General features: G+C 35.5%; 13 protein-coding genes and 2 tRNA genes. 5 read left to right on the top strand and 10 right to left on the bottom strand.

Translation table 11 applies throughout. The annotated features are described in order from the left end of the window. Positions 1–12 precede the first annotated feature (12 nt). From QMG11_RS03390 to QMG11_RS03410, 5 genes are all read right to left on the bottom strand, one after another. Complete coding sequence (locus QMG11_RS03390) at positions 13–723, bottom strand: hypothetical protein (protein WP_281833454.1); 711 nt, start codon at positions 721–723, stop codon at positions 13–15. Positions 724–725: 2 nt separating this feature from the next. Next, on the bottom strand, positions 726–1,574 hold the full coding sequence (locus QMG11_RS03395) for a glycosyltransferase (protein ID WP_281833455.1): 849 nt from the start codon (positions 1,572–1,574) through the stop codon (positions 726–728). Positions 1,575–1,577: 3 nt separating this feature from the next. Next, positions 1,578–2,783: a glycosyltransferase gene (locus QMG11_RS03400; RefSeq protein WP_281833457.1), complete on the bottom strand. Its 1,206-nt coding sequence runs from the start codon at positions 2,781–2,783 to the stop codon at positions 1,578–1,580. Between the two features lie 180 nt (positions 2,784–2,963). Continuing rightward, positions 2,964–3,833 (bottom strand): hypothetical protein, encoded by an 870-nt coding sequence (locus QMG11_RS03405; protein WP_281833458.1) that lies wholly within the window; start codon positions 3,831–3,833, stop codon positions 2,964–2,966. After that, positions 3,830–4,969, bottom strand: coding sequence for a glycosyltransferase family 9 protein (locus tag QMG11_RS03410; RefSeq protein WP_281833460.1), 1,140 nt, complete (start codon positions 4,967–4,969; stop codon positions 3,830–3,832). The genes QMG11_RS03405 and QMG11_RS03410 overlap by 4 nt, the downstream gene beginning before the upstream one ends. Positions 4,970–5,249: 280 nt before the next feature. Here QMG11_RS03410 and QMG11_RS03415 point away from each other — a divergent pair, with 280 nt between their 5' ends. Then, positions 5,250–6,335: a glycosyltransferase family 9 protein gene (locus tag QMG11_RS03415; RefSeq protein WP_281833462.1), complete on the top strand. Its 1,086-nt coding sequence runs from the start codon at positions 5,250–5,252 to the stop codon at positions 6,333–6,335. A gap of 238 nt (positions 6,336–6,573) precedes the next feature. On the opposite strand, the gene QMG11_RS03420 is transcribed toward QMG11_RS03415, so the two are convergent. Both QMG11_RS03420 and QMG11_RS03425 read right to left on the bottom strand, forming a co-directional pair. Further along, positions 6,574–7,461 carry a hypothetical protein gene (locus QMG11_RS03420; protein ID WP_281833463.1) on the bottom strand — a complete coding sequence of 296 codons (888 nt, stop codon included), beginning with the start codon at positions 7,459–7,461 and terminating at the stop codon, positions 6,574–6,576. A gap of 13 nt (positions 7,462–7,474) precedes the next feature. Beyond that, positions 7,475–7,957, bottom strand: a complete 483-nt coding sequence (locus QMG11_RS03425) for a toxin-antitoxin system YwqK family antitoxin (protein WP_281833464.1) — start codon at positions 7,955–7,957, stop codon at positions 7,475–7,477. A 136-nt stretch (positions 7,958–8,093) separates the two neighbouring features. Between QMG11_RS03425 and QMG11_RS03430 the strand changes: the two genes are divergently transcribed. Then, positions 8,094–9,140 carry a coiled-coil domain-containing protein gene (locus tag QMG11_RS03430; protein ID WP_281833466.1) on the top strand — a complete coding sequence of 349 codons (1,047 nt, stop codon included), beginning with the start codon at positions 8,094–8,096 and terminating at the stop codon, positions 9,138–9,140. Positions 9,141–9,185: 45 nt separating this feature from the next. Further along, positions 9,186–10,643 carry an NAD(P)/FAD-dependent oxidoreductase gene (locus QMG11_RS03435; RefSeq protein WP_281833467.1) on the top strand — a complete coding sequence of 486 codons (1,458 nt, stop codon included), beginning with the start codon at positions 9,186–9,188 and terminating at the stop codon, positions 10,641–10,643. A gap of 67 nt (positions 10,644–10,710) precedes the next feature. Here QMG11_RS03435 and QMG11_RS03440 read toward each other — a convergent pair whose 3' ends face one another. The 3 genes from QMG11_RS03440 to QMG11_RS03450 all read right to left on the bottom strand — a co-directional run bounded on the left by QMG11_RS03440 (position 10,711) and on the right by QMG11_RS03450 (position 12,903). Next, positions 10,711–10,809 (bottom strand): MetS family NSS transporter small subunit, encoded by a 99-nt coding sequence (locus QMG11_RS03440; protein WP_281833468.1) that lies wholly within the window; start codon positions 10,807–10,809, stop codon positions 10,711–10,713. Then, positions 10,806–12,371 (bottom strand): sodium-dependent transporter, encoded by a 1,566-nt coding sequence (locus QMG11_RS03445; RefSeq protein ID WP_281833469.1) that lies wholly within the window; start codon positions 12,369–12,371, stop codon positions 10,806–10,808. Before QMG11_RS03445 ends, QMG11_RS03440 begins: the two co-directional genes overlap by 4 nt. A 355-nt stretch (positions 12,372–12,726) precedes the next feature. Next, on the bottom strand, positions 12,727–12,903 hold the full coding sequence (locus QMG11_RS03450) for a hypothetical protein (protein WP_281833471.1): 177 nt from the start codon (positions 12,901–12,903) through the stop codon (positions 12,727–12,729). A 441-nt stretch (positions 12,904–13,344) separates the two neighbouring features. On the opposite strand from QMG11_RS03450, the gene QMG11_RS03455 reads away from it, so the two are divergent. Further along, positions 13,345–13,420, top strand: a tRNA-Lys gene (locus QMG11_RS03455). 4 nt (positions 13,421–13,424) lie between these two features. Further along, positions 13,425–13,499: transfer RNA gene (locus tag QMG11_RS03460), tRNA-Glu, on the top strand. The last annotated feature ends 2 nt before the right edge of the window (positions 13,500–13,501 follow it).

Here is a 13,501-nt window from a genome sequence, read left to right on the forward strand (position 1 = left end):
ATTTATCTCCAGCTATTTTTTTATATTATCATCAAAATAATGAAAATATTCCTTTAACTTTTCATTAGAAAGACCTAGTCCTTCAAGGTTTTTTTTCACCTTTTTTCTAACTGTTTCCAATCTCTCCGTATTTTTATTCTTACTTTCTTTTATATCATCTAGGTCAATCATATGAATTTCATTCTTATTATAAAAAAAGTTATAAAAATTAGGATCTTGATGGTAGTAATAAGATTTTATCATTTTTAAAATAATATCTAGATATTTATAGATCCACTTATCAACTACTTTTTCATCATCTATATTTTCTTCTAATAAAGTGATTAAGTGGTACTCCCCTTCTATGCCATATCTTTCTTTAAAGTCCCAAGAAAAACTAACATTTTTTCTAAAAACCATCTTACTTTTATCAACAAAAACATACTCTGGTGCAACTATATTAATTCCTAAAGCCTCAAGTTTTTTTGAAAGTTCATAATATTTAGTTGCTCTGGGTAATTTAACCCCTATTCTCTTTTTTATTCCCCTACTTACTGTTTTAGGTTTTGAAACTTTTATATAATAAGTTTTTCCCTCTATTTTTTCTTTATAAACAGACAAATATGGAAGAGATTTATGAAATAGATACTTTTCTTTAGAAGACTCTTCATTAAGATACTTAAGAGCTTCCTCCATCAAAATATTACTGGGATCTTTATACCCTATTACTTGAATTTTTTTCATAGTTACTTCAATACCCTCACTTTATATTTATCAGTGTCAAATGAATTAATATATCCATGAACACACTTTAATGCTATCATTTCTGGAGTCTTTTTAGTTTCCTCTAGTTTTTCCTCGTTAGATCCAGCTGTTGGATCTTTAGGATGAGCCATATGGATAGGAGCTTCAGAAAACTTTATTATCCTCGGATTAACTCCGGACTTCTGAAGCCTAAAACCAAAGTCCAGGTCCTCATTTCCATGTCCTTTAAATTCCTCATTAAATCCATTTACCCTTATATAATCCTCTTTGAAAAGAGCAAAGGAAGCCCCTCCTACGGTAATAGGTTTTTTTCTAAGCTTAAACCTATATTTAAGACTTCTGATACTATCCCTTTTTATCTGCTTATTCCTGTCCATCTTTTGAGCGTCACTTATATGAAGTAGCACCTTTTTATATAATTCCCCTCTATCTAAAAGCTCTTGAATCTCCTCCTTCTCCTCAAAGGTACTCCAGAGAACTTTAAAGGGCATTATCGTTCCCCTCTTGGAATTTTCTACAATCTCCTCAATATAAGTTTTACCAAAAATCACATCCTGATCACAGTAGATAAGAAGCTCCCCTTCTGCTTCCCTAGCTCCATTATTTCTCGATCTTGCCGCCCTAAATCCTAAATCTTCCTGATAAACATGTTTTACCTTAAAAGAACACTCTGGAAGGAGATCTTCTATAAATTCTATTACTTTTTCCCTTGAGCCATCATCTGCGATTATAAATTCATCCACCTGAAAAGTCTGATTAATAAGGCACTTCATTATATTTCTTAAATATTCCAGTCTGTTATAAACCGTAGTTATAAAGGTTACTTTCATTTTTTACTTCTCCTTACATTTCCCTTTTAAGATTAATTTTTTGTACTCTTCTAATACAGTTTCCTTTTTAAACTCTTCAATTCTTTTATGAGAAGACTCCAAGAAATTGTCAAGATAACCCTCATTCTCCAACATCATCTTTATTTCTTTATACATTTTATCAAAATCCCCTATTGGGTATAATACTCCGCAACTTCCATCCCTTAAAATCTCTCTTGGGCCAGTAGGGCAATCTGAAGAAACTACCCCTTTTCCTAGTATCATTGCCTCAATTAGTACTGTCGGTAAGCCTTCGTATTTTGAACTATGAACAAAAAGTTTAGCTTTTTTCAACCATGGATATGGGTTTTCAACCCCTCCCATCAAAATAGCTTTTCCTTCCAAATCCAATCTTACTATCTCTTCTTCAATCTTATCTTTATCAGGACCATTTCCAAAAATTAAAAGTTTTTCATTTTTTCCATCTTCAATTAATTTTTTATAGGCTCTTAAAAGAGTAAGGAAGTCTTTTTGTTTAGTTGTCAATCTCATAATAGAAATAATGTATGGGCTATCAAATAATGCTTTTTCTTCCTTTACTTCTATTTTCTCTTCTGCCATCCTTCTTATTCTTTCAAAATCAAATGGATTATAGATTCTTAAAATTTTATCTTCTAAGTGAGGGAAAAGTTCTATTAATTCTTCCTTCATATCATCACATATCGCAACAATATAATTATAGTTCTTAAGCCTTTCTCCTAACCTTTTAATCTTACTTGCCTTGCTATACCAATTTTTTATGGAGGCATGTACCCATGCTATTTTGACAATATCATTATCTACTTTATGTATAAGTTTAGATAACCCCATATCAAAATCCACTATAACTTTTGGTTTTTTTTCTGAGGAAAGCTTCAAGAATTCTCTTTCTTTAATTCTTCTTTCCTTTGCCATCGCCATATTATAAAGGTACTTATAGAATAAATTCTTTCTTTTTTTTCTTAACTCTCTTGTCCTTAAGATAGTTTCTTCAGATTTTAAATACGATAAGTCTATTTCAGCAGGAATGTCTTTCTCAAAGACATTTTCGGAGATTATACCATCTTCTATTACCAAACTTATATCTAACTTCTTTTTATCAATATTTTTTAAAACCTCTATTAAAATTCTTTCTATACCACCAATTCTTAAACTTCCATTGTAGAAAACTACCTTTCTGTTTTCTTCCATCAATATATCTCCTCTTATAATTAATATTTATAACCATTGCACTCTAATTTTTCCGGAATCTTAATCGAATCTTTCAAAAATACGACTTATTCATCTTTGTAGATTTTTTTCCTTTTATCAATTCCTCTAAATATCTATAAAGTTTCAAGTATACTTTTCTTATAATTAAACTTTAAATACTTAAAGGAATTCTCCCCCATACTTTTCTGCATCTTTTAAAACTTCACTAAGATGTAAGCACTCCTCCCTAGAGAATGCTGCATGGTAGACCACATCAAAAATATAGTTATCTACCCTTTCCCGATAACTTCTTCTAATATGATCCTTTAAGTTTCCAACTTTTATTGAATCCCCTTTTTTAGAATCTATCTGGAGGTCACCTATTTCATAAATAATTCCAATAATTCTAAATTCACTCTTTACTAACCTTTCTGTCTTTATTCTTATGAACTCTTCTGTTCCATCATATTCATAAATCTTTTTAACATAATTAGCAAAAGCATCTTTATCTTTAAAGGCTATATTATAGGTCTTAAGAATAGGATAGTTTTTCTCTATCTCCTCCTTGATTTCGTCGATGTGCTTTATGGCCGGAGCCCATACAATGGATACTGCTTCTGAGTGACATCTATTTTTTAGTTCAATAAATGCCCGGCACTCATCCTTGGAGAGGTCTCCTATAGCTGTTCCCTCTGAAACCTCTCTAGAAAAATCTATAGATATTTCAATTTCATCTAGTTCTAGCAAAAATGCGGTGCAAACTCCCTCAAAATTATCTAAAATTCTAAAGTTTCTATCTACCACTACTAAACCTATTTCACTGTCACGCTCGAAGTTTCTACTATTCCATCTATTTAATAACTCTACTGAATAGAATTCCTGTCTTTTTTCATTATAGTTCCTAAGAAAAAGAGTTTCCAAATCTATCTTTATCTTCAATGATTTTAAATTCTCTATCTCCTTGTAGGTCTTGTTGTAGTTAAAGTAATAGTTTTTTGCCTCTTCCAGAGTTTTTAACCTCTTATTCAGACTCTTTTTTAGTTTTCTCATAAAAGCACCTCAATCTTTTCCTTAGCTTCAGCCATATTGAATGTATTTATATCTATCTCATCGTGCTCACTGACCTTATCCCTGCAAAAAATCATATGGGCGTTTTCATTGAGAGGTCCCCAGACCTCATGATCTACTCCGTAGGCCCCTCCTTGGGGAGGATAGACACATACCATAGGCTTGTTTAGAGCTGATGCCACATGAACTATGGATGTATCGGGAGTCACTACAAGGTCTGCACCCGCTATAATTGCTCCAGTATGATTAATACTTCCTATTCCCTGAGGTATATAAAGGTTTTTACTTCCCATTCCTTCAACAAACTTCCTCAGCTCCTCATACTTATCTGGAGCATAGACATATATTCCTCTCCAGCCCTTGGAAACTACATACTCCGATATATTTTTCAAGGTCTCGGTATTAAAGGTTTTATGCTTACTGGCCCCGTAAGGGTTGATGACTACCCTTTTTTCTTCACCTAAATTGGAATAGAATTTCTCGGCATACTTTCTCTCATCATCTGAAAAGAAAAGATCATAGCCGACACTTTCTGCACTTACTCCTAGAGCTCCTAAGTAAGCTGAGTATCTCTTGGTTATATGATCTGTCCACTTAAAGTCCTTACCTGGATCTAGGGATATATCGAAAAGGTTCCATCCTCTCTTGTCAATTCCCATATTAAATTTAGCCTTACACAAATTGATAAACATCATCTGCTTTACTCTGAGGAACTCTGAAAAATCTACAAGAAGATCGTATCCCTCTCCCTCTATTTCTCTTGCCAGTACCTTTAATTTAGAGTTAGATTTATTATAGTCATATATCTTATCCACATGGGGATTGTTGACTATAACTCCCTTGGCAGCTCCCCTAGTTACCACCCCTATCTTAATTTCAGGGTATTGCTTCTTTATCTCCCTAAACATAAGGGTATTTATAATCATGTCCCCTATCTTACCATCATACCTTAAAAACAATATGGACTTTATATCAAGCTTTTCTATCAAGTTTTCCTTGGTTGCTGCTCTCTCTCCTTCAGTTGTTAATTTCTCTTTTCTGTCCCAAATCCACTTTCCAAGAGCCAGCCTTTTAGGCCTCATATAATCCTGGAAAGCCCTGTTTAATTTCCTTAACATAAATCACCTTCTATGTATATTTTTTTAACATTAAATTATATCACTTTTAAGTGAGCTTTTTCAAATTAAAATGAACCCCTATCCAGTTAATACAATATTAAGCTCTTTTATCATTAAAATTAAGGTATAATATACAAATGTTTTGTTATAATGTACCAGTGATTTATTGTTTTGACTAAATCACTTTGACTTATAATTATTTGGAGATAAACTATTAAAAATAGTATATTTCATTTGATAATTTGATCTATAAAAATATCTAAAGATATTAGGAGGAAAAATGAATTCTTTAAAGGGATTTTTTATAAGAAAGGTTGGTAACAAGAAGAGTCACCCCTTTGATTTAAACGCTGTTAAAACTCTATATATTAAGTGTGGAAGAATTGGAGATACTGTTGTTAAGACTCCTTTTATAAAGCTAATTAAGGAAAAATATCCTCACATTGAAATAACTGCATGTGGTGTTGGGGGGGCTGAAAAAATTTTAGAGGCTAATCCATATATTACAAACGTTATTGCTTCAAAAGGAGAGAAAAGTAAAATAAGGTTTGTCAGAATTATTAAAGATCTTGCTCATTCATTAAGGGAAAGAGGAAAATATGATTTATGCTTTAACCTAGGGAATAGTGTCAACTTCTTTAAACTCCTTTCCCTAAGGCTTCTTAAGGCTAAACTCATAATCGGGGGGCCAAAATTAGAAAAATATGGTTTAAAATCCACTGAGTTGACTCTTATAAACAGGTACATCCACTTTACTCAAAGACACTCCTGCTATAAGTGGCTAGAAGTCGCTGAACACATGGATATAGAGGTGGATTCCTATGATAAGTACAGGTATGATATCCACATTCCAGAGGAAATTCAAGTAAAGCATAGGGACTATTATAATGATAAAGAAATCAATTTAGTGTTTAACTTTAGGGGAAGTTCCGATAGGAAATCTCTTCCCTGGGAGGATGTGGAATACTTTTTAAGGGAGATTAGTGAAGTAGATCAAAGAGTTTGCCTCCACCTCATGGCTCCCCCTTTATTTTACTGCGAGGCTGAAAAAATTATTAAAAAACTCAATATTAAAAATGTAAGGATGCTTCCTAAAACAGAGAGTATCTTAGAAGCTGCTGAGCTTCTAAAGGGAGCTGATATGTTATTTAGTGTTGACACCGGTGTCGTTCACATGGCTTCTGCATTTGACATTCCCATGGTGGTTATCTACCCTAACAACCCCGATACTCTTGTGGAATACTCTCCTAGATGTAGTAACTTCAAGATTATTACTGCTCCTGAATATACAGGAAATAATATAGAGGGTTACAACCTCGATGAAGTTATGACAAATATACAGGAGATGCTAAATTTCATCCATTAATTTTTAAGAGGTGTTACATATTTTCAAAACTGTTATTAAGACTGTTGAATTTTGATATTACTTTAAAGAAGGAGTTAACCTCTCCAAGTTAGCTCCTTCTTTTTTCAATACTCCAATCTACTCATATTATACCTTATCTAAACGGTTATCTCTCTTTTCACAATCTCTTGCCTCTCCAAAGAACTTAGCGTTCTTATATTGGTTATTCTTTACATTTCTCTTAGTTATCTTTTATCCCTTATTTTTTCTCTAGATATAAATTTATTATCAAAAATATAGTTCCTAAAGTATTCCCTAATAAAAAACTACTTTCCTCAAAGCCTATTATTGGAAATTTTTGAATTGTAACTACCATGATGATAGTTAATAAGGTTCTTAGTATAACTTCACTTGTTTCAAAGAATAATTTCTCTAGCCAAAATACAATCCCATAAACCAGATAATACATTGCTACAACAGTTACAATACTTCCTTTTGTTGTTCCTCCTATTACATATAACAAGCCAGGAAAAAGAAGGATCCCCAAATAAACCAGACTCTTTTCCAGAATAATTATGTTAGTAGCTATAAAAATAGATATCAAAATACTAATAAATATCACCCATTTAACTTTAGATACTTCATAAAAATTATAAGTTTTTAAACTATTAATTTCAGAATGAGTGAATTCTAACTTCCCTTCTTTCATGCTTAACTTCACAAGACTTAAGGTAGTTCTTCCTTCTATTTTTTCACCATTAGGTTTTTTATAAATTCCCATTCTTAAACTATCATAACTATCAACATTAGAATTAATTTTTCTTACAAAGGTTCCATCGTCACGAAGATTTATTGTAAAATTCCAATTATCAAATCCATATTGTTTCCTTTTTTCTGGCAAAAGAGCCAATTGATCTTTCGAAGGAGTACCATGAAGGAACATCCTTGCACCTTGAACTTCCTTAAAATCTACTTGATCATTTAGCCTATAAATAAATTGATATTCATTAGGTTTATTACCTTTATGAATTTCAAAACTATCCAAAAGAGGAATTTTTTTTTTGTTAACGTAACCTTTCTGATCTATTCCTTTAAAAACAATCAAACTTAACATTATCGAAACAAATACTACTATTATTTTCTTCATAAATTTATCGCCTCTATTCATAGTATATCTTATCTAGCAGGTTTCCTTCTCTGTCATAGAAGCTTGCCTCACCAAAGGGCTTATCGTTCCTATAGTTGATTATACTCTCTACTTCTCCTGTATCGTAGTACTCTTTGGTTGTTCCCTCTAACTTGCCTTCCCTGTAGTTCTCATCGGTTTTCAGCTGGCCGTTCTCATAGTAAACCAGGTATCTTCCATCTATCTTTCCAGCTTTAAAGGTTGTTTCCAGCTTCTTATTTCCATTTGCATGGTATGCTGTAAAGGGACCATTGTACCTTCCATCCTTAAAGCTGGCTTCTGCCATGTGGCTTCCATTCTCATAGTATTTTATAAACTCTCCCTGAGCCAGATCTTCCCCTGTATAGTAGAGACCACTTTTAGGAGTAATATCCTTAAAATCTCCCACCATCTTCTCAGGAATATTGGTACAGGAAACCATTATTATCAATGTTATAAGCAGTATTATTTTTTTCATTTCTTCACCTCCGTTAGCCTTATTATACTATAATTCAAACCCTTTTCATAGGAAGGTTTTGGGCATATTTGTGATTGCCCTTTAAAATAAAATAAACTATAATGTTATTAGAGCTTTGTATGATTTGGAGGTAGACATGAGTGAAAAAAAAGAGGGTTTTTTCAGCAGCTTGTTTAAGGGGAAAAGAAACAGTCAGACCGAGGAGGAGAAAGTAATCCTCCAAAATATGTTGGATAAAAAGGACAGGATCATCTCGCAACTTCAGGAAAAGCTTAATTTGGAAGCAGAAAAAAGAAAGAAGACAGAAGTTTTCTTAAAACAAACTGATATTATTCAGAGAAACTTGGAAAATAAGGATAAGAAAAACAGGGAATTAAAAGCTCTTTTAGAGGCCTCTGAGGAAAGGTTTCAGAACACCACCACCGAGAAGGAGGAAGTTCTGGAAAAGTATAATGATCTTGTAAGGATCCTACAGGAAACCAAGGAGGAAAACTCTACCTTAAAAGAGGAGATAGGAGATCTCAACGCTCTCAAGCTTCGTGAGGAGCAGGTTCAAATTTTAGGTGATATCTCCCTTTCTAGAGATGAGATCGAGGAGATGCAGGAGGAGATAACTTCCTTAAAAAATCTCTGCGGAGAGCAGAGGAGTGCTATAGACCAGCTAGATGCAGACAAGGTGAAGTTAGATGGAGAGATATCATATAGAGATTCTATTATTCTAGAGCTCAGAGAGAGGCAAGAGGTGTCCAAGACCCCTGAGAAGAATGATCTTAACTACAGGCTCCCCTTAGAGGTTCTCCTTGCTTCAACAAAGTATTCCGATGTATTAGATGCCCTTCACAAGGAAAACATAACCTTTGTTGATGAGGTTAGGAAAGATATTCATACTATCGTAGAAGATATTAAAAATTCAGATTTGGCTCTAAGTGCCATAGATAACTTTAACAGGGGTAGGTACTGCTGGGATGTTAAAACATATATCTCCAAGGGTCCTAAGCTGTCCAAGATATTCAATAGACAGAGAAAGCTATTGGGTTACTTCAGTGAAAACTATATGGAGTTCCTCATAGATCTTGAAGGTTTTGATCTAAACAGAGTATCGGAGTTAGGTTACTCGGAGAAGCAGATAAAAGATTTCCAGGAGAAGATAAAAGAATACGACCATATTAAAATATCAAAGTAGGCGGCCTTCACAGGCGGCCTTTTTTGTAAGAGGGGGAGATAAAGGATGCATGATGTAATTATTGTAGGGGGTGGAGTTATAGGGTGCTCCATCGCCAGGGAACTTTCCAGATATAAGCTGGATATCCTTGTTCTTGAAAAGAGTGAGGATATCAGCACAGGGGCTACCAAGGCCAACTCAGGAATTATCCACGGGGGATATGATGCAGCTCACAGCAAGTTAAAGGGATACTTCAGCAGAAGGGGAAATCAGATGTTTGATAAGCTGGAGGAGGAGCTTAACTTTGGATTCTCCAGATGCGGTTCCCTGGTCCTGGCTTTTTCTCAGGAGGAGAGGGAGCATCTGAAAAAGATCATAGAAAACGGAGTAAAAAACGGAGTAGATGACCTGAAAATTCTTGAAGAGGAAGAGCTCAGGGAGATGGAGCCCAATATATCCTCTGAAGCTGTCTGCGCTCTGCACTGTCCCAGTGCAGGAATTGCTTCTCCCTATGAGTACTGTATCGCCCTCATGGAAAATGCCATTGCAAATGGAGCGGCCCTTAAGCTAAATACAGAGGTAAGGTCCATTGAGAAGTCTGAAGAGTGCTTTATAGTAGACACCACAAGGGGAAGCTATAGATCTAAGTATGTAATCAACTGTGCTGGAGTCAATTCCGATGAGGTTTCCTCTATGGTTGGAATCGATGATTTTCATATTATTCCCCGTAGGGGAGAGTACCTCATCCTCCAGAGGGGAACTGGAGAGGCTTTAAAGAGGGTCATATTCCAGTGTCCTACAAAGGAAGGCAAGGGGATACTGGTAACCCCAACCTACCACAACAACCTGATGATAGGCCCCAATGCTCAGGAGGTGAGTCGGAAGGATGATGTAGATACCACAAGGGAGAACCTCTCTGCCATCATCCAGACTGCCAGAAGGTCTCTTCCTGACTTCGACACCAATAAGATAATAAGATCCTTTGGAGGAATAAGGGCTACAAGTAGCACTGGAGACTTCATCGTAGGTAGAACTACCGTTAAAAACTTTATTAACTGCGCAGGGATCGACTCCCCAGGGCTGACCTCCTCTCCAGCAATAGCTCTTCATGTGGCAGAGCTCTTAGAGAAGGAGGGGCTGAAGCTAGTTGCCAATGAAAGCTTCAACCCCTTCAGAGATGGAGTTGCTGTTAAATTAAACGATGAAAACACACTTAGTATGAGGGAGGTTCTTCCCCTCACAGAGCTTTCATTGGGAGATGAAGAGAGGATAGTATGCAGATGTGAGCAGGTAAGGGAGAAGACCATCAGAAAGGCTTTGGACAGGGGTATCCTTGTAGACTCCACTGATGGAGTAAAAAGAAGAACTAGAGCGGGAATGGGAGTATGTCAGGGAACATTCTGCACTCCTCGTGTAAGGGAGATCATCGCCGACCACTACAGTATTTCTATAGATGAGGTTTCTGAAAGAGGAAAAATCTCCAGCGATCTTCTTCAGAGGGTTAAGAGGGGAGAGGTAAAATAGATTTGTATATCTACAACTATAATCAAGGAAGTAATTAAAAGAGGGGGCTTAACAGCCCCCTCAAATTTTATTTATCTGATTTTAGTGCAATTGCCAGGCAGTATCCAAAGCCGCCCCACAGAATACACATACTTGTTATCGCTGTTATTATTGCTCCCGTACTCATAGGCTTGCCTCCTCTATACTAGACTTTTTTTCGTCATCACCTGTTAACTCGTTCCCCACAAGAGGGTTACCATAGATAGTTTTCTCAAAGTTATCCGATCCCTTCTTATTGGCAAATACCACAGAAGCTGCCATTATAGCCAGCATTACTCCAAGACCATATACTCCAAGAGCAAGCCAAGAGTATCCCTCATATGGGTTGGAAACTTCATTTACTATCTTAAGAACAAACATTACTCCAAGGATAACCGAAGTAGCTCTTATACAGAACAGCCACCACTTTCCAACTGCAAAGTCTGAAAGATCATTTGCATACTCTCTGATACTATCTGTCTTAAAGAACCACGCAAAGATAACCAGCTCTGCTAGACCTGCCATTACAATACCATACTGATTTGTAGCATAGTCAACGATATCAAGAACATATAATCCACCTCTTGTTGCAATAACAAGGGAAAGTATTCCAGATAGAGCAGTAAATCTGTTCAGAGCCTGCTTTCTTGTAAGACCAAACTTATCTGAAATAGATGATACCACTGCCTCTATAATAGACATAGAAGATGAGAATCCCGCAAAGATAAGGGATGCAAAGAATATTACTCCTATGATTCCATTCATTCCTGGAAGAGCACTGATAGCCTGTGGGAAAACCACAAAGGCAAGTCCTACTCCCGCTGAAGATACCTCAGCCACGCTTACTCCCTGAGTGTGAGCCATGTATCCAAGAACACTAAATACTCCAATTCCTGAGATAAGACTGAAACTACAGTTTCCAAGACCAGTCATAAAGGCATTGTTAACGATATCCGACTTCTTCGGAAGGTAACTAGCATAGGCATACATAATGGCAAAACATACACTCAATGAGAAGAAGATCTGACCATATGCTGCTAACCATACCTGAGGATCGGAAAGCTTACTGAAGTCCGGCTTAAAGAAGTAATCCAGACCAGCCATAGCTCCAGGAAGAGTTACTCCCCTTACTACAATAATAAGTAGAGCCACAACAAGAAGAGGCATAAATATCTTATTGGCCTTTTCAAGTCCTTCCTTCACTCCAAGTCTTAACACTCCATAGTTTACAGCCCAAACAATAATCAGAGGTATAACTACCTTCATATTAAGTCCACCTAAGTTCATAGGAGAATCTGTAAGCTGTAAATATTCACCAAAAAGGAATCCCTTAGGGTCAGCTCCCCAAGCTCCATTAATAGCATAACCTGCATAACTAAAAGCCCAACCTATAATTACCACATAGTATGTAGTGATACAGAAGGCGATGAAAGCCTGGAACCATCCAATTGCCTCATACTTTCTGCTCAGTTTACCAAAAACTCCCGGTGCACTGGACCTTATCTTATGTCCCAGTGAAAACTCCAGTATAAGAATTGGTATACCCGCTGTTAAAAGCGCCACCAGATAAGGAATCAAAAATGCTCCTCCACCATTACTTGCTACTGTATATGGAAACCTCCATATATTTCCCAGTCCTACTGCAGAACCAATCGCCGCAAGGATAAATCCCATACGCGATCCCCATTCACCTCTGTTTTCCGTGCTCATAATTTCACCCCTTTTTAATAGTTGATGTTGTTCTCGATAATTATGTACTCCTTCATCCATAGAATTTTTAATAGAATTATATACCATTTTTTAGATATGTCAATACCAGTTTTTTAGAACTTTTACTTTTTTACGAACTTTTGTCTCATTGTACTAATATAAAAGTATTGATTCCCTATAATTTTATTAAAAATTCAATTTTCATGGATTTTCACAACAATCTTCCATAAAGAGTTTCCAAGATTCTGATTTTTTCCTTTTTTATTTTACAAATTGTCCAAAAAAACAAAATAAGAGAACCCAAATTTTTAGGTTCTCTCTATACCTCCGTAGATATTTTTGAAATAGATAGATATTATTTTTTTAATGGGACAATATCCTTTATAGATAATACAGAGTGTTTTGTTGTATTTGAAATCTCTTCTATAATTCCATCCATACCACCATTTATATCTCTTAGAATAATTGTTCCTAGGTCCTCATTAACACTATAATCTCCAACTACCTCATGCAAATATTGTACGAAATACATAATACCACCTCCAGGTTAATTCAGCCGGGCTTCCAGCCCTTGCCATTAATCAAAGGTTAATATTTAATATCTGTTTTATGGTTGTTATCTTTCTAACTTGATAAGATTATACCCTAATTTTCCTTATTTTCAAAGGGCTAGAGACGATGTTTAAGCTGATCTTAAGTTTCTCTTTACCTGCTACTATATGGAAGCTTTCTTCTAGAGTGACCTTTAAAAGGTGACTCTATCCATTTTTATAACTTCTACAATGGAGAACACCTATAGATTAATATTCATATTATTAATGCAGATTTAATCCTTTAGGAAAAGGAATTTTTGTTTGAAACAAGTGATCTCCATTGAAGGGTGAAGTTTTTTTATTAAAGTAAAAAAAGTGTTGACTCCTTTTTTAAGTTATGATATTATAACTCTTGTCTTCGAAAGAAGCCGTCAAAGGAAGCGTCACTAGCTCAGTTGGTAGAGCACTCGACTTTTAATCGAGTTGTCACAGGTTCGATCCCTGTGTGACGCACCAAGATGCCCCGTTCGTCCAGTGGTTAGGATACCAGATTTTCACTCTGTAGACAGGAGTTCAATTCTCCTACGGGGTACCACT

Origin of the sequence: Propionigenium maris DSM 9537 (assembly GCF_027925155.1) — a bacterium.
Lineage (GTDB): Bacteria > Fusobacteriota > Fusobacteriia > Fusobacteriales > Fusobacteriaceae > Propionigenium > Propionigenium maris.

Bases quoted from the DNA above. Each gene is read 5' to 3' on its own strand.
- QMG11_RS03390 (WP_281833454.1), bottom strand. From the start codon at position 723: ATGAAAAAAATTCAAGTAATAGGGTATAAAGATCCCAGTAATATTTTG.
- QMG11_RS03395 (WP_281833455.1), bottom strand. From the start codon at position 1,574: ATGAAAGTAACCTTTATAACTACGGTTTATAACAGACTGGAATATTTA.
- QMG11_RS03400 (WP_281833457.1), bottom strand. From the start codon at position 2,783: ATGGAAGAAAACAGAAAGGTAGTTTTCTACAATGGAAGTTTAAGAATT.
- QMG11_RS03405 (WP_281833458.1), bottom strand. From the start codon at position 3,833: ATGAGAAAACTAAAAAAGAGTCTGAATAAGAGGTTAAAAACTCTGGAA.
- QMG11_RS03410 (WP_281833460.1), bottom strand. From the start codon at position 4,969: ATGTTAAGGAAATTAAACAGGGCTTTCCAGGATTATATGAGGCCTAAA.
- QMG11_RS03415 (WP_281833462.1), top strand. From the start codon at position 5,250: ATGAATTCTTTAAAGGGATTTTTTATAAGAAAGGTTGGTAACAAGAAG.
- QMG11_RS03420 (WP_281833463.1), bottom strand. From the start codon at position 7,461: ATGAAGAAAATAATAGTAGTATTTGTTTCGATAATGTTAAGTTTGATT.
- QMG11_RS03425 (WP_281833464.1), bottom strand. From the start codon at position 7,957: ATGAAAAAAATAATACTGCTTATAACATTGATAATAATGGTTTCCTGT.
- QMG11_RS03430 (WP_281833466.1), top strand. From the start codon at position 8,094: ATGAGTGAAAAAAAAGAGGGTTTTTTCAGCAGCTTGTTTAAGGGGAAA.
- QMG11_RS03435 (WP_281833467.1), top strand. From the start codon at position 9,186: ATGCATGATGTAATTATTGTAGGGGGTGGAGTTATAGGGTGCTCCATC.
- QMG11_RS03440 (WP_281833468.1), bottom strand. From the start codon at position 10,809: ATGAGTACGGGAGCAATAATAACAGCGATAACAAGTATGTGTATTCTG.
- QMG11_RS03445 (WP_281833469.1), bottom strand. From the start codon at position 12,371: ATGAGCACGGAAAACAGAGGTGAATGGGGATCGCGTATGGGATTTATC.
- QMG11_RS03450 (WP_281833471.1), bottom strand. From the start codon at position 12,903: ATGTATTTCGTACAATATTTGCATGAGGTAGTTGGAGATTATAGTGTT.